The organism is Chromobacterium sp. LK11 (genome assembly GCF_001043705.1).
GTDB classification, from domain to species: Bacteria; Pseudomonadota; Gammaproteobacteria; order Burkholderiales; family Chromobacteriaceae; genus Chromobacterium; species Chromobacterium alkanivorans.
Window position 1 is genome coordinate 190,971 of record NZ_LDUR01000001.1, and the last position, 20,919, is coordinate 211,889.

The following is a 20,919-nucleotide window of genomic DNA, read 5'->3' on the forward strand; positions in this document are numbered from 1 at the left end:
CTGGGACCGGGGGGCTTGGCCGCAAGCCCAAGCCCAAAACTCGGCGGCCGCGCGCCCTTGACCCACCCCGCCCGCGCCGCCACAATCGCCTGCGTGCCGATCCACATCCGGCACTGGGACTGGAACCCCAAAAACTTCACTCTCAGCGGACGGGCCGCTTTGCGGCCCTTATTGTTCGCCGCCTGAGCACGCCCATACGGCGGGCGCAGGCTGCGGGAACGGCTTCAGCCGCGCCGAGTAGAGAGTGATCGGTGTTCCAGTCCCGTGGTCTTGCGCCCGCCTCCCGACTGGAACCGAGAAGCGGGGACATCATGCACACTCTCATAGGAGTATCCCTAATGTCCCAAGCACTTCCCCCGCGCCGTCATTACCGACCCAAGCCTCACGAAACCCAGGCCACTCAGCTGCCCTTCGTCCGCCACCTGCCGCAACGCGGCCAGCCCCACCATTGGCAGATGCCGCCCGCCGACGACTACGTGGACGCCTGCGCTTACGGCCGCGAATGCGCCGCCCACCTGGCCCAATACCTGAAAGACAATCTGGACCGCCACAACAAGGGCCTGCTCGGCAAGATCGCCTACGATATCGACTTCCGCGACCCTCACCATGCCCGCGGCTATTGGGTGGGTTTCTTCAACTACGCGGAGCAGTTGATGGTGCTGGGCGCGCTGCGTTGCGACGTCTTCCAGCACGTGGACAGCGTGCACGCGCTGCAACGCGCGCAAGTCGCCAAAACCGAGCTGGAAGGCAAGACGCCCGGCCGCAATAGCTAAGGCGTAAAAAAGCGGCGCGCCGGATTGGCGCGCCGCTTTCATGGCCATAGAAGGCCGCAGGCTTCAGCCTCTAATAATCGATATAGCCCCAATTATCCTCGTCTATCGGCGCAGTCAGCTTTTCCGCCGGATAATTGCGCAGACCTTCCAGCACTATCGGCAAATCACGGGCAATCGCCTCGTACTCGTCCCGTGGCAAATGATAGGCCGCATGATAACGCTCCAAGTCAAAATGCTCCAATATCGCCAAGGCCCAAGGATGAAAATTGATCGGCACGTGATCCCACTCTAAGGCTTTTTTGGTGATAGACAACCATGCAATCGGAAGATTCGCGTTAACTTGGCAGTAGACATCCCAAGCCTCATTCATTACCCACCAAAATATATGACTAACCTGCTCTGGCGTATAACTATGTCGCTCTGCCAACCTCCACTCAGAATCAAAAATATCATCGCAAAATTTAACTGCCGCAAGATATACAGCCTCTCTTTCAGAAAAGCCATAGACGCCTTCACCCAACAAATCATTCAAACTCGACGCAGGAAACACTTTACCTCCTTATTTTTTCTTTACAGGATTATAAGACAAATCTGGCGCAACTGGCCACTTCCCCTTATTTCGCTCGGCCCCGGAAGGGGTAACTGTCACCACCCCACCATCCTTGTAAACTGCGACATTACCATTCCCATGGTACAACCGTACCTCCACGTTGGGGAACAACTCCACAAACTGCTCCCTAATAACTTTAGAACAGCTTTCACAAGGAGGCCTTTCCGTAAACAAATTAATATTTCCCCGCACACCAACATCATTTCGGTACTTCTGAGCAAAAGCCTCCAATATTTTAAACTCAGTATCCGACTCCCTTGGCACCCCTTTAAAAGGACCTGCATATGGGGTTAGAATTCTTTCGCCCGGAGGAGGTAAGCTAACAAACCCATCTCGCTGCCCTTCTGGACTGTTTCCTATTCTAGAGTGCGCCTTCACTTCCACACTCTCTTTACCATAAACATTAATTTCTGCCACACCTGCATTTCCAGCTGGCATCCCCTTTTCATTCATTATGGGATACTGTTTTCTGATCTGATCCACCCCAGCCTTCAACGACGACCAAGTTTCCGCATGATAGCTTTCCCCATCTCGGTTGGCATTCAGCTTGGTTTGCGTTTTTGCTGGCACTGGCGATGCGGACAGGTAGTCCGGCTTTTCCTTCGCCGGCCCCGCTTTCACCAGCGTCCCGCCGCCAACCGGCCTGCCTTGCGGCTTGGGGGCGACGCCATTGGTGGAAAACAACAGGCCCGATGCGATTGCCCTTTGCATCAAGCTGGTTTGAGACTCGTTAATCGCCCCGCTTGTCACCGCCACGTGTTCCGCCGTACCCAACAACTTGTTCAGCTGATCTAGACGGTTATCCAACTGAATCACTTGCGGCGAGGCGGTTTTTCCGCTTTTATACAAGTCCAATTGTTGCTTGAACGTTGCTGTATATTCCTCCTGCAACTGCAACACAACTTGTTTCTGCTCCGCCTTGGAAACATGAGCAAAATCGCCGGTCACCAACCCAACATAGCGAGCAAATTGCTCCTGGTTCATCCTGCCATTAAGCCGCGGCAACTGAGCATAAGCATCCGCCATCTGAGGCAGATACTGTAGATTCAATGCATCGTTCTTATAGTCCGCGGTTCCACGATAATCCAGACGAACACCGCTACTCCCTTGCAGGTCTTTCAAAATGGCTTCCGCCTGCGGGTCATTGCGGTAGCTAATGTACATCTCGCTATTTTGGAAGGCCAGTTGCTCCAACAGGCGAGCCTCCCATTGTTTGGCGCTTAGTCCCTCTTTCCCCGCCAACTGTTTTGCTTTTTCCTTCACCAGCTTGGTCTGACTGGGGTGCAGCTGCCTATTGAACTTTTCCCCATCCAGCGCCACCGCGCCTCCCGACAATGCCGCACCAGTATCGCCGCCGCTCAGTCCGCCCACTACCGCACCGGTGGCGACGGCTGCCCACTGCTGAATGGCTTTGCGTTGCGGCTCGTCCAACTGGGTATTGCTCTGCAGATAATCAGCCACTTGGCTGCCTATCCATTCATTGGCGCCGGCCGCCGCCATGCCCGCCAACATATTACCCCCGCCCGCCTTAGCCTGCAGCGCCCCCATCAGCGCATGCAGCGCCATCTTTTCCGGACTACCGTCCTTCCAACCCATTTCCTTAGACAAGTCGCCCACGGCGCGGAAACCTACCTCGCCCAAGACGCGGCTGAACTCTTGTTGCTCCGCAACTTTCTTGGCGTCGAAGATACGCTCCAATTGCCCACCCGCGCTTGCGGTGTCGCGACTTAAACCCGCAGTGCTATCTTGGCCGCTGCTCTGATCTTGCTTGACGGTAATGCTGCCGCCGGCTATCGCGCTGTTCGTGGTACTGGATTTGGACTCCTGCTGCGGAACGCCCAAACCTGGCATCACCATGCCGCCCTTTGGCGCGCCGCCCATGCCATCCCCGCCGGAGCTGAAACTGGCGCTGAAACTGACGGCGGAATATTCCGCGGAATTTTCCAGCCCGGCAAAGCCCAGGCTATTAGTAAGCAACTTGTTTTTGGCGATGTCCGCCGTGCTCGTGATCACCGCGCCATTCAACTGGGAATGCCCGCCCACGGCGACATCGAAACCACCCTTGCCGGCAAACAAGCCAGTTTGCTCCTGCACGCTGCGCCAATCGCTCTTGGTTTGACTAAAGCTCAGACTGCCGTCCACTCCGCTATCGTTGCCATAGGCATAGCGGCCTTCAATCTGACCGGACCAACTCTTTTGTCGGTATTGATCCCGATCTTGCTCGCTGGTCAATGTGAGATTTCTGCCCACCTCAAATTGGATGCTGTCGCCGCGTACGGTCGTCCCCGTCAGACTAGCGTCGCGGCCGGTTTTGACTTGCACTTTGCCGGTGGCGTCCAGCGTGGTTTCCTCATGCGTCAGACTGCTGATCTTGGTGCTGCTCTGATTCATTGCCGCAGAGCCGTAAGCTCCAATCCCGCCTTTGCCCCCGCCTTTGCCCACGCTTCCGCCAATGTAAACCCCTGCTTCCAGGTCCAGCTTGCGATAGGTGCTTTCCTGGCTGCTGATGGCCTCCTGGCTATGGGTGATCAGGTCTCGGGCGGCGTTCAAAGCAATGGCGTTGGCAGTCAAAGCCGCCCCGGTCAGCGTGATGTCTCCGTTTTCTCCACTCCCATCGCCCCGCGCCCGAATATCTATTTCGCCACCAGCCGCAGCTTGCGCTTTCTTCACCACATCAACGTGGGAGACGCTCTCGCTTTCTTCACGGCTATAGCCATAGCCGATGGAAACCCTGCCCTTCAAACCGCCGCCCTTGTCCGTGCTTTGACTGACGGACTGCATCATGGTGGACAAGTCTTTGGCGGCGTAAGCCGCTTTGGCGGCATAAAGCGCTTTAAGCCTAGGATCGCTGACTTGCGAGCCGCGGTCCGCGGTGCTCATCAGATTGACCGCAGCCTGGCTGACCGTGCTTTTGGCTCCGATACGCAAACCGCTGGATTCGGTGTAACTAAGCGTGCGGCTGTCCAATGCATCCACCACCGCGACTCCGCTGACATCTCGACCATCAATCCGAATATCTTTGGCCGCTTGCAACTGGGTGCCTATCAGGTCGATTTTGCCTCCGGCCTGAATCAGCAGACTGCCGGCGTTGCTGCCAACCACGCCCTGGACATGGGAGGCATTGGTCTGCAGTTCTTCAAGTCCTTTGGTTCGGCTGCCTACGGTTACACCAAACGAACCACCCCCGCTGCTGCCGAACATGCCGCTGGTTTTTTCTATATGAATATGTTCGGAGCGCGCCCGGTCTATGGCGCTGTCCAGCGTAATATCACGTCCCGCAATCAAAGCCACATCGTTGTTAGCGACAATCTGCGCGCCTACGGCCCGAATGTCGCGCACGCCTTTAGCTACGATGGCATCGGCGGATAACAATGTCTGTTGCGCCGTGGTGCTGTCGTGGGAGCTGATATCGGTGACGGTTTTTTTATTGAACATACCCCCAGAACTACGCACGGTCTTGTGGTAGTCGCTATGTCTATTGTCCGCAGTACCCAGCGCTATATCACGCCCAGCCAACAAAACCGATTGACCGTCACTGATAATGTTGGCCGCCTGAGTTGCGATATCGCGGCCTGCATTAAGGGTCAAACCGCTAGCGCCGGACAATGCGCTGCCGTGCTGGCTAAGGTCGTAGTTGTTGTGGATATCGCCATTGGTGTAGTAGTTGTCGCTGCGGCTTTGAGTAGCCACCGCCCCCAGGCGGATATCCTGGCCTACATTCAGCGTCAAACCGCCATGGCCGCCTAGGCTGGCGCCGTTCAACACGGCGGCGTCGCCGGCTTGCAACTGCAGATTGCCCTGGCTGGTCAGGCCAGCCACGGTAAGGCTGTCCGTTTGCCAACTGTGACCATAGCCCTTGGAACCCATCTGCACATTGAGACGATCTTGCCGGCTGTTGACTTCGCTTTGCACGGTCAACTGCTTGCCGGCCAACGCCAGCAGGCCGCCGCCGGCCTGGGCCTGAGAGCCGTTGAGGGCTAGATTGCCGCCGGCTTGCAACAGCATATCGCCGCTGGCCTGCAGCTGGGTGGCATGGCGAGTCTGGTCCAGCGTCGAGTACGCGCCCCAACCCCAACCATTCCAGCTGCCCTGGCCTTGCTTGCTGTCCAATGTGGATTGCAGGGTCAGCTCATTGCCGGCCACGGCCAGCAGCTTGCCGCCGGCCTTGACCTCCGCGCCGCTAAGCGTGAGGTCGTGCCCGGCGTTGAAACCCAGGCTGCCGCCCACTTGCAGCGTGCTGCCGACATGGTCGACTTGCTGATAACTGTACTGGCTGCGGCCGGTGTTGCCGGCATGGCTGTAACGGTTTTCGCGGCTGGCGATGTCCAGATCGCGGCCGGCCTGCAGTTGCGCGTCGCCGCTGACCTGCAACTGCGCGGCTTGCAGCTTCAGATCGTTGCCGGCCTGCAGCTGCAGGTTGCCTGCCTGGATCACGCTGCCGGCCTGGCTGTGTTGCTTGTCATCGCCAACAAGCAGATCGTGGCGAGCGCCAAGGCCCAGGTCGCCGCCGGCCAGCACTTTGCCGCCTTCGATGCGGATATCGCCCGCTTGCGCCAACAGGCTGTTGTCTGCCTTCAGCGTGCCGCTGTTGATCAGCGAGCCATCGGCCAGCAACGCCATATGGCTGCCGGCCAGCACCGCACCCTGGCCGCGCAGCGATTGCTCCTGCGCCTTGGCCAAGTACACCACCGGCACCAGTACGTCGTGGCCGTCGACATTCTGATTCACCAGCCACACCATGTCCGCGGTGAGTCGGGACATCTGCTCCGCGGACAGCGCCACGCCCGGCGTCAATTGGAATTGCTTGGCGTATTCCGCGCCCTGGTTCATCAATTGCTGGTATTGCTGCGTCGCGTTGGCGTTGCCGCCGATGAAGCGCTTGCCGGTCAGTTCCGTCACCGCGCGGCTGACCAGTTGCTGCTCGTAGAAACCGTCTCCCAGGCGTTTTTCCACGCGGCTGGGGTCGTAGCCCAATTGTTTGAGCAGGTAATCCGACGAAATGAAATTGTTGTACTGGATGAAGCGCGGGTCGGTCTCCACCAGATAGGGCTGCGCCGGCGCCGGGCGCGTCTGGAACAGACCGTTATTAGGCAGGCTATAGCCGCCGGCCACCGGGTTGGCCGCCTTGGTGCCGGCGGACTCCAGCAACACTTGCTGCGGCAACACCGAGGTTTTGGTCCCGTCCCACTGCGCGCCGGCTTGGCTGGTCACAGCGGACTTTTGCAGATCCGCCGCCGCTTGCGCGCCAGTCAGCGGCCCAGCCAACGCTTGCGCGGAGGCAAGGGCATCCAGCGGCTTGCCGCCCAGCTTCTTGCCCGCGCTGGCCGCGTCGCCATCGACCTGCGTCAAAGCCTTGCCCGCCGCGGTATTTACCGCCGCCGCTGCGGGCTGGCTATTGCCGGTAGTTAGAGAGATGTCGAGTTGCGAAGCCTTGCCGTTGGAAATGGTGGGGGCTTGTAGTGAGAGTTTTTGGCCAGTACTAATGGTGGCGTCAATCGATGCTGTTACTTTTTTTGTTTCTTTTACAGGAAGTGCAACCTCATAAAAACAACCTGACTTTCTCCAATCCAAAGAACAGGTCATCGACTTCGAGAGATCATTCGTAAACAACTTGCTAACGCTATAAGTAGTTTCAGTCTGAAACAGCTCTTGCCCGACATTACTTACCCCTTTCTTTACATCAACGCTGCCACTACCTGAAACCAAAATATCGGCATATTCATTTTTTAGTTCAACCGCATTAACCCTCAAATCTCCACCAATTAAAAACCGCGCCCCCTCCTTCCCTCCTTCGGACTTTTCCAACGTTTTCAATGTAGTGCTCACACGAGCCTTTTCACCTTTGACTGCAATATCATCCCTACCTTCAACACGAACCTCACCACTTGTGAAAGCTACCCCTACACCTCTATTCGTGTTATAAAAGTTTTGCCAATCAAAATTTGAACTCAAGTCAGCCGGGTTCATTGCAACCCCTCTAAAACCATCAACTGGGAGTACATACCTTGCTGGATCATACCCAGGCAAATAAAAATACCCTTTTTCATCCTTTTTAAAATAACTAATCTCTTCAACCGACACGCGCCCCCACTGATCGGGCACATAATCCCCACTATAAACATAAGGGATTTTTTTAAGCACCAGCTTTGATCTCTCAACATCATTACTCAAAACTTCATATTTTACATAACGACCTTTCGCCCCCCCCGCCCCAAAATATTGATAAATAACTCCAGGCACAACATAGCCAATATAAGAAACCCTATAATAACAAGTTCTTGACCCCCCACAGTTACCTTCAACCACCCCTGTAACTGCCGTTTTATATTGATAAACCTCCCTCTCTACTACAGACTGCTCCACCACCCTATCTACTCTCAGTTTTTCACCAGAGTTATGTACAGCATCAGCATCAACGGACAGCCCCCCATCCGCCTGCAAAGTCGCCACATGGTTAATCACCTGCCCTGCGGCCGCTCCGGCCTTGCCGATGCGCATATCCCCCTGGCTATACAACCAGCTGCCGTCGTGATTATTCAGGGTTTGCCCGATATCCAGCGCCATATTGCCGGCAGAGGCGATCAGACCCTGACTGCCGCCGTTGTCCAGGCTGGCGGCCAGGATGGAGATATCGCCGCCGGTGATGGAGTGGGTGTTCAACACGCTGGCGGCGTTCAGTTGCAAGACGCCGGCGCTGAGCTTGCCGCTATTGCTCAGCGCCTGGCTCAGCGCAGCGCTGAGTTTGCCCCCGGCGTTGACCTCGCCGCTATTGGTCCAGCTGACGCCGTTCAAGACCAAATCGCCGCCGGCCTGCAACTGGCCGCTATTGATCAGATTGCCGCTGCTGCTGATGCTGAGCTTGCCATTGGCCTGCAACTTGCTGCCCGCGACATGGATAAAGTCGCTGGCCAGGGTCAGGCTCAAATCCTTGCCGGCCAGCAAGGAACCGGAATTGCCCAGGGTCACCGTGTCTATACCCAGGCTGCCCACGCTCAGCAGGCTGCCGCCGGCATTGTCCAGTCCTTGCGCCTTGATCCGCCAATCGCCGTTGCCGGCGATCTGGCCGCCGTTGCTCAATTGCCCGCTAAGCGTCACGCGGCTGTCGCCGCCGCCCAGCGCCAACAGCTTGCCCCCCTGGTTGAGCAAGCTGCCGCTGTCCAAGCTCAAGGTGCGGCCGGCCTGGATCAGGCCGCCGGCATTGTCCACGCTGGCGCTGTTCAACTTCAAAGCGCCGTTGCTGCCCAAAGCGCCCTGGCGATTGTCCAGCGCTCCGCTCGCGCTGAGTTGCAAATCGCCCTGGCTGCTGAGCGTGCCGCCGGCATTCAGCAAGTCCGCCGCCGTCACCTGCAGTTGGCCGTTGGACAGCACTTTGCCCTGCCGGCTATTGTCCAGCTGGCCGCTTAACTCCAGCTTGGCTGCGCTGTCACCGGCCTGGCTGAGTAGACCTTGCTGGTTGTTCAGCTCGGCGGCTTTCAGCTGCAGTTGCCCGGCCTGGATCTTGCCGCCCTGGTTCTGAGCCAGTTGCGCCACTTGCACGTCCAGCTTGGCCGCGCTTTGCAAAACGCCCTGGCGGTTGTCCAAGGCCAAGGCGCTCACCTCCAGACGGCCATTGCCGGCCAACAGGCCTTGAGCGGAGTTGTCCAGCGTCCCGCCGATGGCGACCTTGCCGTCGCCGGCTCCCAGCGCCTTGATGCTGCCGCCCTGATTGCCCAGGCTGGCCGCGTGCAGTTGCAGGGATTCGGCCTGCACCGTACCGCCCTGGTTGTTCAAGGCCGCGCCCAGCTGCAATTGCAGCCCCTGCCCGCCGACCAAGGCGCCGCCCTGATTGTCCAAGCCTTGGGCCAACTGCAATGATTGCGCGCCCAGGCTGCTCAACGAGCCCTGCTGATTGTTCAGCGATTGGGCCGCAAGCGTCAGGCCGCCGTTGCTGAACAAGGTGCCTTGCTGATTGTCGAGACGCTGACGCACCTGCCATTGCGCCATGGACTGTCCCAAGTGGCGGATTTCGCCGCCCTGGTTGCTGAGCCTGTCCGCTTTAAGATTCAGGTCTTTGGCGACGATGTGGCCGCCGTCGTTGTTCAAGCCGGCTTGCTTCTCCAGCTTCAACTCTCCGGCCGACTGCAGCGTGCCGCCGTGGTTGTCGATGTCGGCGGCGTTGACCTTCAGTTCTGTATTGCCGGCGATCTTGCCCTGGTTGTTCAGCTGGCCGCTGATCTCCAGGCTGCTGGCGGCGTCCTTGCCCAAGGCCAGGATCTGCCCCTTGTCGGCGCTGTTGACGCTGGCCGCCGTCAGTTGCAGGTCCTTGCCCGCCTGGATCAGGCCGACGCCGTTCTCCAGTTGGCCGACCGTCAGCTTGAACGTGCCGTCGCTGCCCAGCAGGCCATCGTTGCGCAGCACCTCGCTGGCGCTGAGAGTGAACCCTTGCGAGCCGATCAGGCTGCCCTTGGCGTTGTTCAGCTGTCCCAGTTTGGCGTCCAACTGTTGCTGAGCGAAGACTTCGCCGCTCTGGTTGCTGAGCGTGACCGCCTTCAGGCTCAGATCCTTGGCGACGATATGGCCGCCGTCGTTGTTCAAGCCGGCTTGCTTCTCCAGCTTCAACTCTCCAGCCGACTGCAGCGTGCCGCCGTGGTTGTCGATGTCGGTGGCGTTGATATCCAGCTGTGCATTGCCGGCGATCTTGCCCTGGTTGTTCAGCTGGCCGCTGATCTCCAGGCTGCTGGCGGTGTCCTTGCCCAAGGCCAGGATCTGCCCCTTGTCGGCGTTGTTGACGCTGGCCGCCGTCAGTTGCAGGTCCTTGCCCGCCTGGATCAGGCCGACGCCGTTCTCCAGCTGGCCGACCGTCAGCTTGAACGTGCCATCGCTGCCCAGCAACCCGTCGTTGCGCAGCACCTCGCTGGAGCTGAGGGTAAACCCTTGCGAGCCGATCAGGCTGCCCTTGGCGTTGTTCAGTTGCCCCAGTTGGGCGTCCAGCTGCTGCTGGGCGAAGACTTCGCCACCCTGGTTGCTGAGCGTGTCCGCCTTCAGGTTCAGATCCTTGGCGACGATATGGCCGCCGTCGTTGTTCAAGCCGGCTTGCTTCTCCAGCTTCAACTCGCCAGCCGACTGCAGTGTGCCGCCGTGGTTGTCGATGTCGGCGGCATTGACGCTCAACCCGGCATTGCCGGCGATCTTGCCCTGGTTGTTCAGCTGGCCGCTGATCTCCAAGCTGCTGGCGGTGTCCTTACCCAAGGCCAGGATCTGTCCCTTGTCGGCGTTGTTGACGCTGGCCGCAGCCAGTTGCAGGTCCTTGCCCGCCTGGATCAGACCCGCGCCATTCTCGAGTTGGCCAGCGGTCAGCTTAAACTGGCCATCGCTGCCCAGCAGTCCGTCGTTGCGCAGCACATCGCTGGCGCTGAGAGTGAACCCTTGCGAGCCGATCAGGCTGCCCTTGGCGTTGTTCAGCTGTCCCAGCTGGGCGTCCAGCTGCTGCTGGGCGAAAACTTCGCCACCCTGATTGCTGAGCGTGGCCGCTTTCAGGTTCAGATCCTTGGCGACGATGTGGCCGCCGTCGTTGTTCAAGCTGCTTTGCTTCTCCAGCTTCAACTCGCCGGCCGACTGCAGCGTGCCGCCGTGGTTGTCGATGTCGGCGGCGTTAATATCCACCTGTGCATTGCCGGCGATCTTGCCCTGGTTGTTCAGCTGGCCGCTGATTTCCAGGCTGCTGGTCACGTCCTTACCCAAGGCCAGAATCTGGCCTTTGTCGGCGTTGTTGACGCTGGCCGCCGTCAGTTGCAGCTCCTTGCCGGCCTGGATCAGGCCGACGCCGTTCTCTAGCTGCCCAACCGTCAGCTTGAACGTGCCGTCGCTGCCCAGCAGGCCGTCGTTGCGCAGCACATCGCTGGCGCTGAGAGTGAACCCTTGCGAGCCGATCAGGCTGCCCTTGGCGTTGTTCAGCTGTCCTAGCTTGGCGTCCAGCTGTTGCTGGGCGAAGACTTCGCCGCCCTGGTTGCTGAGCGTGCCCGCCTTCAGGTTCAGATCCTTGGCGACGATGTGGCCGCCGTCGTTGTTCAAGCTGACTTGTTTCTCTAGCTTCAACTGGCCGGCCGACTGCAGCGTGCCGCCGTGGTTGTCGATGTCGGCGGCGTTGACGCTCAGCCCGGCATTGCCGGCGATCTTGCCCTGGTTGTTCAGCTGGCCGCTGATTTCCAGGCTGCTGGCCACGTCCTTACCCAAGGCCAGAATCTGGCCTTTGTCGGCGTTGTTGACGCTGGCCGCCGTCAGTTGCAGGTCCTTGCCCGCCTGGATCAGGCCCGCGCCGTTGTCCAACTGGCCGGCCGTCAGCTTGAGCTGGCCGTCGCTGCCGAGCAGGCCGTCGTTGCGCAGCGCGCCGCTGGCGTTCAGCTCCAGGCCTTGCAAGGCGGTCAATCGCCCTTGCGCGTTGTCGAGCTCCGCCGCCTTGATCTCGGCTTTGGCGTCGCTGTGCAGCTTGCCTTGTTCGCGGTTGTCGATTTTGTCCGCGCTCACTCTCAGCGTATCCGCGCCGGCGTGGCTGATTTCGCCATGTCGATTGTCGATGGCCGCCGCGTCCACGGTCAGCGTTTTGCCCTGGCTGGCGATCACGCCGTCGCGGTTGTCCAGCAGCCCTTGCACGTCCACCAAGCCGGCGGCCGCGCCGCTTTGCGCAATCAGGCCCCCGCGGTTGTCCAGCGTCTTCGCCTGCAGTTCTAGCTGTCCGGCGCTCAACGTGCCTTGCCGCAGCTGGATCCCCTCGCCGGCTTGCAAGCGAGCCAGGCCCTTAGCGCCCAGCTTGGCTTGCGAGGCGTTCAAATCCTCGTCCGCCGTTACCCGCAAATCGCCGTGACTGGCGCCTACAACCGCACCCTGCAACTGGGCCTTGCCCGCCTGAATGCTCGCATCGCCGCCGGCCAGCAATTCGCCATGGAAATCCAGGCTCGCGCGGCTGCGCAGCGTCAGCGCGCCGGTCTCGCCCAATTTGCCGTCGGCTTGTGCGCCGGCGGCCACGCTGCCCTTGCCCGCCACCGCGGCCGCTTCAATGTCGAGCGCGCCGCCCGCCGTCAGGCTGCCGTCCAGTTGGGCCGCGCCGACGGCGGCCACTTGCAGCGCGCCCTGACTGCGGGTCTGGCCGCCGTGTTCCAGCTTGCCGCCGCTGTTGAGCTTTATGTCTTGCTGACTGAAGGTCTTGCCCTTCAGCAACAAGTCGCCGGCACTGGTCAACTGCAGATCGCCGGCGCGCGCGGCCATCTCGCCTTGTTGATTGACGCCCACCCCGGCCTCGGTGCCCACCAGGCGGATGGCGTTGGCGTACATGCCGCCCAGTTGCGCCACGTCCAGCGCGAAGGTCGGCGCGGCGGAGCCGTCGGCCGCCAATGGCCGCGCCTGCAGGGTATCGGCGTCCACCTGGTTGCGCCCCAGCACCAGATCCAGTTGCTTGGCGTGCAGTTCGGCATTGACTTGCAGCGCGCGGCTGATGATGGCGAATTTATCGACATTGCCGGCATTCAAGCCGGCGCCGCTGATGCTGACGGCGCCGCCGTTGACCTGGAAACCGGTCAGCGCGCCCTGGGCGTTGAGTTGCGGCGCGCCGGTGCTCAGCATCGCTTGCTGGGTGTTGATGAAGCCGCAACCGCTGCAGCTGATGCCCCACGGGTTGGCCACCACCACTTGCGCGCGCTGGCCGGCCACTTCCAGATAGCCGTTCAGCTGCGAGGGGTTGGCGTGAGTGACTTCGTTGAGGATGATGCGGGCGCTGCCGCCGGCCAGATTGGGATTGCCGCCGACATAGCCGGCCAACTGGGTATTGACGACTTGCGCGCTATTGTTGAGCACCACCCCTTTGGGGCCGACGTTGAACTGCTGGTACTGATTGTGGGATACGCCGGCGGCGGTGGGCGCGGCGATCTGCACCACCGGCAGCCCGCTATTGGCCTGAATCACCGTCGGCCGCTTGCCGGCCGCCGCAGACGGATCGGCCACGATGTCGGCCGCCAGCGCGACGCTGCCCAAACCGACGCCCACCCACAGCGCGCATAGTTTGAAGCCGAAGCCGCGCGCGGCGGCGAATCTCGCCCCCGCCGCAGTCTGGCCGCGGCCGCCGCCCTTGCCCTGCCCGCTTGCAGTTTCCTGCACCGCCATCAGTTGGCCGCGCGCTTGATTGAAGATGATGCGATAGAGTGTCTTGTTCATGATGGCGTCGTCGAAACGGGACAGGACCCGGCCTTGAACGCAAGCTCAAGGCCGGGGCTCGGCAAAACGGGCTTATTGCCAGAGCAGGGTCAGATTGAAATGGGTGATGGCGGGCCGGTTCCAGCCTTGCGGCTGGCGCATCGCGCGTTCGTGGCTGAGCTCGACGCTGAGCTTGCCCGCCAACTGCGCGCGCAGGCCTGCGGTCCAGCCGGAAAGGCTGCGACTGGTATCGTCGGCGTAAGCCGGATGCGATACCCGGCCGGCGTCCAGGCCCAGATAGCCTTCCAGTTGCGCGCCGGCCGGGGCCGGCAGCGGCGCGCTCAGCTCATTGCGCCAGTACAGGCCGCCGCGGCCGCTGAGGCTGTTGCTGTTGAAACCCCGCACGGTGTAACGGCTGCCGATGGAGAACTGCTCGGACGGCAGCAGCGGGTCGGCGCTGTACTGGCCGCGCAGCTCGCTGCTCCAGCGCCAGGTTTGGCCGCCCAGGCGCAGCGGCAGCTGCAAGGCCAGCCGGCTTTGGAACAGTTCATGGCGGGCGGTGAAGCCGGCGGCGGCGGTTTGCGCCTCGTTTTGCGCGCCCCAGCCGCCGATGCCGCGCTGATAGCCCAGCGAGGCGTCCAGCACCGCTTCGCCCAGGTAGCGGCGATGACTGAGCTCCAGGCCGGCGATGGTCAGATCGCGGCGTTGCGGCGCGATTTCCGCGTCCTCGATAAAACTGCGCGAGGCCTTGCGGGTCAGGCTGGCCTTGAGTTCGGTCTTGCTGCTCTGGTCTCGATGCAGCAAGCGCGCCAGCGACAGCTGGGTATTGCGGCTATGGCCGCTGGAAGAGAAAGACTGGTTAACCGCCTGCACCGTTTGCCGGTAGGCGAACGCGCTATAGCTGGCGAACGCGGTCCAGCCGCCCCAGGGCAGCAGCCAGGACACGGTATGCGCCTGGCTCAGCGGATGGGCGATATGCTCGGCGTCCTGGCTCCAGGACAGGGACAGCAGGTCGTTGAAGCCGGTGGCGCCGCCCAGCAGCAGGCTGGCGTTGCTCTGCAGCCTGCCGGTGGCGGGCTGGCCGCTGTCGTCCAGGCTCAGTTGCCCGGTCAGCTGGCGCGCACGGCTGCGGCTGACCGCCACATCGCTTTCGCCCGGCTGTTGTCCGGGGACGATTTCCATCGTCGCCTGCTGGGTGGGCACTCGCCCCAGTTGTTCCAAGCCCTGCTCCAGCGCGCGCACATTGAGGATCTCGCCGGCGCCCTGCGGAAAGGCGGAAGCCAGGCCGCGGTCGCCCGGCCCGTCCTTGAGCCGGATTTGATGGATGCGCCCCGGCACCACCGCCAGCCGCAAGCGGCCCTGCCCCAGGTTCTGCTCCGGCAGATACACCCGGCTGGTGACATAGCCGCGCTCCACCATCGCATTGCTCAGCTCCGCCACCACTTGGTCCAGCTGAAGCAAGCCCAGGCATCGGCCTTGCCAGCGAGCCGCCGCCGCGGGCAGCCAGCCGCGCCAGGCGGCGGGCATGCCCTCCAGCTCGATCCGCTTCACCTCGAAGCACGCCCCTTGATGCGGCTCAGCCACAGCGGGCGCGGCGACAGGATTGAGAGGAGATGGGGATTGCAGCACGTCAGGCCGCCGTTGCAGCTCTTCCCGCTGCTGCTCCAGCTGCTGTTGCTGATGCCGAAGAATTTGCTCGTCCAGCGCGGAAGCTCCGGCGGCGGGAACAAGAAAGCCGCCCAAAACGGCGGCCTGAATCAAGGTATGGTTCACGGAGGCTTAGAGTGATTATTTTAAATTATTTAAATGGTATTTATGTTCGCATTTTAAATAATGACAATCACAAGGTAACTACGTGAAAATACGTAATACATAAAAAAACCGGAAGCCTCGCTTCCGGTTTTCGTGCCTGCCGCGCCCTGTCCGGCTTAGGCCAAGACAATGCTCTCCAACTCCGGCAAGACGATCTTGTGGTCCTTGCTGTACTGGTAGTCGTGGAACACGTGCTCGGCGCTAAGCAGCTGATAGCTGCCGTCTTCGCGCCGGACTGTGGTGTCTTTGAGACGGTAGGCGTTGTGGCCGCAGGTCCAGCAGTCGAAATTGCGCATCTGCGTGCACAAACAGGTCTTGTCCCATACCTTGATGCGGCGCTCGCCCGGATGGGCGGCCACTTCGCGGTTGTAAGCCTCGATATAGGAACAGCCGCCCTTGGCGTCCAGCAGATAGCCGTAGGCTTCGCAATTGGGACGGATGCCGTCGCCGATGGCCGGACAGTGCTTGATCATGCGCATCGGATAGCCGGTGGGCGACAGCTGATTGACTTCGATGTCGTCCTCATTGGCCTTGAAGTATTCCTGCTGCACTTTCTCCGGCAGGCCGCATTCGCGCGCCACGGTGAAGCGGGTGGCCACCTGCACCGCGCCGGCGCCCATTTCCAGGAAGTTGGTCGCATCGCTGCCGGTGAACACGCCGCCGGCCGGAATCAGCGGAATGTCCAGCTGCTCGGCTCGCAGCCAATCGCGGATTTCTGCGACGATGGCGGCCAGGTCGTATTGCGCCCAGTCCATGCCGAAGCCGAGGTGGCCGCCGGCCAGCGGGCCTTCCACCACCACGTAGTCCGGCAGACGATTGCTGCGCGCGCTCTTTTTCAGGAACAACTGCAGGGCGCGCAGCGAGGAGACGATGATGCCGAGCTTGGCGTCGCGGAAGCGCGGGTGGTCTTCCATCAGAGCGAAGGAGCCCAGGTGCAGGCCGGCGGCCAGGGTGATGCCGTCGATGCCGGCGTCCAGCGCGGCGTGCATGCGCGTGCGCAAGGTTTCCTTGGGCGCGTTCATGGTCAGCTTTTCCATGCAGTTGATGAAGACCAGGCCATCGCCGCGTTTGGCTTCCATGGTCTTGCCCACATGCATGCGGGTGGCTTCGGCCAGCAAACCCAAGTCGAACTGCACGACGGATTTGTCGCTGTTCTCGACATTGAATTTGTACTGCTTGAGCTTGTCCTTGACGTATTTGGTGTTGAAGCGACGGTCGGTCACCGTAGGCACCATGGCGTCGGAAATATGCCCCACGCCGCCCAGCCTGGCCGCTTCCAGCGCCAGCGCCGAGGTGGAGATGTCCACGCCCATGCCGCCTATCATGATGGGCACCAGCTCCTGCTTGCCCAGCCGCAGTCTGAAATCGTCAACGCACTTCATTAAATCAGCCTATCTCTCCTGAATGCTGGCCGGCATTATCCCCCGGCCTTATGGGAAAATCCATTTTTTTAGAGTTTTTGCTCCGAGCCGCCCACTTGCTCGGCCTCCACGCTCAAGCCACTATGCGCCCGCCAGATTGCAGCCGTGCTACGCCCCGGCCCATGGAAAAAGCCGGGAGGTCCCGGCCTTTCCTTATCCAAGCGGTTTTCAACGCCGCCTCGCCGAAGCGCGGCGGACATTGAACCGGCGCTTACCAGATGCGGATGCGTTCGTCTTTCGGTTTGAACATCTTGTCGCCGGGTTTGACTTCGAAGGTTTCGGCGAAAGCGTCGCTATTGCTCGCCGCGCCTATGGCGCGGAACTCCCCGGGCGAATGCGGATCGGTCACCAAGCGCGACAACAAGGCCTCGTCGCGGATCTTGGTGCGCCACACCTGGGCGAAGCCGTAGAAGAAACGCTGATCGCCGCTCATGCCGTCCATCGTCGGCGCGGGCTTGCCGCCCAGCGACAGCTGGTAGGCTTTATAGGCGATTTGCAGGCCGGCGTTGTCGGCGATGTTTTCGCCCAGCGTCAGTTCGCCGTTGATGTGCTTGCCCGGCAAGGGTTCGTAGCCGCTGTATTGCGCCACCAGCTTGCCGGTCAGCTGATCGAAACGGGCGCGGTCTTCCGCCGTCCACCAATTGCGCATATTGCCGTCGCCGTCGAACTGGCTGCCCTGATCGTCGAAGCCGTGGCTGATTTCATGGCCGATCACCGCGCCGATGCCGCCGTAATTGGCAGCGTCGTCCGCCTTGGCGTCGAAGAACGGCGGCTGCAGGATGGCGGCCGGAAACACGATTTCGTTCAGCGAGGGGTTGTAATAGGCGTTGACGGTTTGCGGCGTCATCCCCCACTCCTCGCGGTCCACCGGCTTGCCCAAGCGGGCCAGCATGCGGCGATATTCGAACAAGGTGCCGCGCTTGATATTGCCCACCAGGTCGTCGCGCTTGATCTCCAGGCCGCTGTAGTCTCGCCACTTGTTGGGATAGCCAATCTTCAACATGTATTTGGACAGCTTGTCCTGGGCGGCCTCTTTGGTGGCCGGGCTCATCCAGCTGAGCGTGTCTATGCTCTGGGCGTAGGCCTTCATCAGATTGCCCACCAGCGCTTCCATCTTGGCCTTGTACTCCGGAGGGAAGTAAGCCTGCACGTAGAGCTTGCCCAGGGCTTCGCCCAAATTCCCTTCCACCGCTTTCACCCCGCGCTTCCAGCGCGGCTGCTGCTCCAGCGTGCCGGCCAGCGCCTTGCCGTGGAAATCGAAACGGGTCTGCGCCAGGGTGCTGTCCAGATAGGGCGCGTAGGCGTCCAGCGTCTGCGCCGCCAGATAGTCCTGCCAGTCTTGCAGCGGCAGTTCGGCCGCCAGCTTGGCCCAGGCTTGCGCATAGCTGGGCTGGTTGACGTTGACGGCGCTGACGCCGCCGGCCTCCGCCGCGTCCAGGAAGGGTTGCCAGTCAAAGCCCGGCGCCAGCTTTTTCAGCTCGGCCACGCTCATCTTGTTGTAGGTTTTTTGCGGATCGCGGTTCTGCACCTTGCTCCACTGGGCTTCCGCCAGCTTGGTTTCCAGTGCGAACACCCGCTGGACTCGCCGTTCCGGTTCGCTGTAGCCGCCCAGCTTGAATAGCTTGGCAAGATAGGCGCGGTAGGCCTGGCGCGCCTTCTCGAAACGCGCGTCCTTGCCCAGGTAGTAGTCGCGGTCCGGCAGGCTCAGGCCGTTTTGATACAGACCAGCCAGGTATTGACGCGCGTCCTTGGCGTCCGCCTCAACGTAAAAAGCCAAAGGCTGTTGCACGCCCAAGCCCTGAGCCGCGCCCATCCATGCCGCCAGCGCGCGCTTGTCCTTCAGGGCGGCGATTTCCGCCAGATCTCCGCGCAGCGGCGCCAGGCCCAGCTTGTCCAGCGCGGCCTCGTCCATGAAGCTGTGGTACAGATCGCCGATCTTTTGCGCCTCAGCCGAGGCGCCCGGCTTGGCGGCGGCCTCCTCTATCAGCTTGCGGCTGCGCTCCTGGCTCAGGTCGCGCAATTGCTTGAAGGCGCCGTCATTGTCTTCGGACGCCGGCAGCACCGCGTGCTTGACCCAGGCGCCGTTGACCGCGTGATAGATGTCGTCTTGCGGACGCACCGCGTTGTCGAAATGCCGTTTGTCGATGCCGGACACGGCGCTGGCTTGCGCTTGCCAAGCCAACAGCAAGCTGGCGGCCATCAGGGCTAACTTCATTTTCATCGGGGTTCCTTTCACTCCATTTCTCTGCGGCCCTGTTTTCCTTGTTTTGGTTCCGGTGAAAATGCCGGGCCGGCTCACAATGGCAAGATAAAGGCAGCCCGAAGGCTGCCTTTTCCTCACAAGGGGTCAAACGTCAATTTCATGACAAAGACAAGATATAGATTAATAAAAGCTATATATAAGGAGTGCTTTGGCCAGACCGGCGGGCTCACTGCACAAACTGCTCAGAGCCCACGATGCCCAACTTGGTCACCCCCAGACGCTGCGATTCCGCCAGTACCATCGCCACCGGTTCATACCCCGCGTCCTTGTTCGGCTTGATGTGAAACTCCGGCTGCGGCACCCGCGCCGCCGCTTCCGTCAGCTTCTTCTCCAAAGCCTCCCGGTTCACCAAGCGCTCCCCGTTCCACAAGATGCCGTTGTCCGGCGCAATGTCGATCTGCACCACCACCGGCTTCTCCATCGGCTTCGCCGGACTGCTCACCGGCATGTCCAGCTTCACCGCGTGCGTCTGGATCGGAATCGTGATGATCAGCATGATCAGCAGCACCAGCATCACGTCGATCAGCGGCGTGGTGTTCATCTCCACCATCAGGTCGTCGTCGGACGAGCCTACATTCATTCCCATCTTCGTTCTCCTTCGGTGACCTCGACAAACCTGCTGCGCGGCTCGATAGCTGCGTTACTCCGTGCTCGCTCCCTCGCTGTACAACTTGTACTATCTCGGTCGCTGTGCGCGGTGCGCCTTGCTCTCGTGCCGCTCGCTACGGTTTTTCGAGGTCACCGTTCAATTGCGCGGCGGCGGTTCGGTAATAAAGGCGATCTTCACAATCCCCGCCTGCTGCACCGCCAGCACGATCCGGCCTATCGGGCTGTACTTCGCCGCCAGGTCCCCCCGGATGTGCACTTCCGGCTGCGGATCCTTCTTCGCCTCCTTCACCAGCCGCGCCAGCAGTTCTTCCTGCGTCTTCACCGGCGTGGTGTTCCAGTAGATGGTGTTGCCGGTGTCCACCCCCAGCACGATGTTCTCCGGCTTGGTTTGCGTCGGGATGTTGCTTTCCTTCGGCAAGGCCATCTTCACCGTCTGCGTCACCACCGGCACCGTGATCAGGAAGATGATCAGCAGCACCAGCATCACGTCCACCAGCGGCGTGGTGTTGATCGCGGACATCACCGCGTCTTCGTCGCCCTTGCCGTGGCCTTGGCCGAATCTTGCGTTGCGCCCTTTCATCGTCGCCGCCTCAGCGCGCGTTCAGCAGGCTGGCGTGCAGGCGGCCGGCCACCACCCGCACCATGTCCAGCACCAGCTTGTTGCGGCGCACCAGCCAGTTGTAACCCAGCACCGCCGGCACCGCCACGCCCAGACCGATCGCGGTCATGATCAGCGCTTCGCCCACCGGGCCCGCCACTTTGTCAATGGACGCCTGACCGGACATGCCGATCGCGGTCAGCGCGTGGTAAATGCCCCAGACCGTGCCGAACAGGCCGACAAACGGCGCGGTGGAGCCGACGGTGGCCACTACCGACAGGCCGTTCTGCATATGGTGACTGGCGGAGTCCACCGCGTCGGAGATCGCCATCGACACCCAGGTGTTGAGGTCGACCCGGCCGGCCAGTTCGCCCTTGTGTTCGGCCGCCGCGTCGATGCCGGCCGCCGCCACCGCGCTGAACATGCCTTCGTCGGCCAGTTCGCTGGCGCGTTTTTGCAGTTCCGCGCCGTGCGATTCCAGCAGCTCGCGGCCTTGCTTGAGCAGGCGGCGTTGTTCCAGCAGTTTGACGATGCCCACGTACCAGGTGGCCGCGGACATGATCAGCAGGATGATCAGGGTGCCGCGCGCGACGATGTCGCCTTGCGCCCACAGGGCGTCGATGCCGTACGGGTTGCTGGTCACGTGCGCGGTTTCGGCGGCCAGGGCGTTC

Annotated in this window: 9 protein-coding genes; 1 reads left to right on the plus strand and 8 read right to left on the minus strand. The window is 61.2% G+C overall.

What is annotated here, in order from left to right; translation table 11 throughout:
- The first annotated feature begins 338 nt into the window (after positions 1 to 338).
- On the plus strand, positions 339 to 773 hold the full coding sequence (locus VK98_RS00785; protein ID WP_048412201.1) for a hypothetical protein: 435 nt from the start codon (positions 339 to 341) through the stop codon (positions 771 to 773).
- Between the two features lie 70 nt (positions 774 to 843).
- On the opposite strand, the gene VK98_RS23545 is transcribed toward VK98_RS00785, so the two are convergent.
- The 8 genes from VK98_RS23545 to VK98_RS00825 all read right to left on the minus strand — a co-directional run.
- Positions 844 to 1,323, minus strand: coding sequence for a hypothetical protein (locus VK98_RS23545; protein WP_156187713.1), 480 nt, complete (start codon positions 1,321 to 1,323; stop codon positions 844 to 846).
- Between the two features lie 9 nt (positions 1,324 to 1,332).
- On the minus strand, positions 1,333 to 13,566 hold the full coding sequence (locus VK98_RS23550) for a hemagglutinin repeat-containing protein (RefSeq protein ID WP_048412203.1): 12,234 nt from the start codon (positions 13,564 to 13,566) through the stop codon (positions 1,333 to 1,335).
- Positions 13,567 to 13,638: 72 nt separating this feature from the next.
- A complete protein-coding gene (locus tag VK98_RS00800) occupies positions 13,639 to 15,318 on the minus strand; it encodes a ShlB/FhaC/HecB family hemolysin secretion/activation protein (protein ID WP_156187714.1) in 1,680 nt (559 codons plus the stop codon).
- 155 nt (positions 15,319 to 15,473) lie between these two features.
- The gene (locus VK98_RS00805; RefSeq protein ID WP_048412204.1) at positions 15,474 to 16,739 is read right to left on the minus strand and encodes a nitronate monooxygenase; all 1,266 of its coding nucleotides are present in this window, start codon (positions 16,737 to 16,739) and stop codon (positions 15,474 to 15,476) included.
- 250 nt (positions 16,740 to 16,989) lie between these two features.
- The gene (locus VK98_RS00810; RefSeq protein ID WP_048412205.1) at positions 16,990 to 18,999 is read right to left on the minus strand and encodes a M13 family metallopeptidase; all 2,010 of its coding nucleotides are present in this window, start codon (positions 18,997 to 18,999) and stop codon (positions 16,990 to 16,992) included.
- Positions 19,000 to 19,207: 208 nt separating this feature from the next.
- Complete coding sequence (locus VK98_RS00815) at positions 19,208 to 19,627, minus strand: biopolymer transporter ExbD (RefSeq protein WP_048412206.1); 420 nt, start codon at positions 19,625 to 19,627, stop codon at positions 19,208 to 19,210.
- A gap of 159 nt (positions 19,628 to 19,786) precedes the next feature.
- Entirely contained in the window at positions 19,787 to 20,230 is a 444-nt protein-coding gene (locus VK98_RS00820; RefSeq protein WP_048412207.1) for a biopolymer transporter ExbD, read from the minus strand.
- Positions 20,231 to 20,240: 10 nt separating this feature from the next.
- Positions 20,241 to 20,919 (minus strand): MotA/TolQ/ExbB proton channel family protein (locus VK98_RS00825; RefSeq protein WP_048412208.1); only part of this gene is annotated, 679 nt, incomplete at its 5' end.

Coding starts and splice junctions, on each gene's coding strand:
- VK98_RS00785 (WP_048412201.1), top strand. CDS start 339: ATGTCCCAAGCACTTCCCCCGCGCCGTCATTACCGACCCAAGCCTCAC.
- VK98_RS23550 (WP_048412203.1), bottom strand. CDS start 13,566: ATGAACAAGACACTCTATCGCATCATCTTCAATCAAGCGCGCGGCCAA.
- VK98_RS00805 (WP_048412204.1), bottom strand. CDS start 16,739: ATGAAGTGCGTTGACGATTTCAGACTGCGGCTGGGCAAGCAGGAGCTG.
- VK98_RS00810 (WP_048412205.1), bottom strand. CDS start 18,999: ATGAAAATGAAGTTAGCCCTGATGGCCGCCAGCTTGCTGTTGGCTTGG.
- VK98_RS00815 (WP_048412206.1), bottom strand. CDS start 19,627: ATGGGAATGAATGTAGGCTCGTCCGACGACGACCTGATGGTGGAGATG.
- VK98_RS00820 (WP_048412207.1), bottom strand. CDS start 20,230: ATGAAAGGGCGCAACGCAAGATTCGGCCAAGGCCACGGCAAGGGCGAC.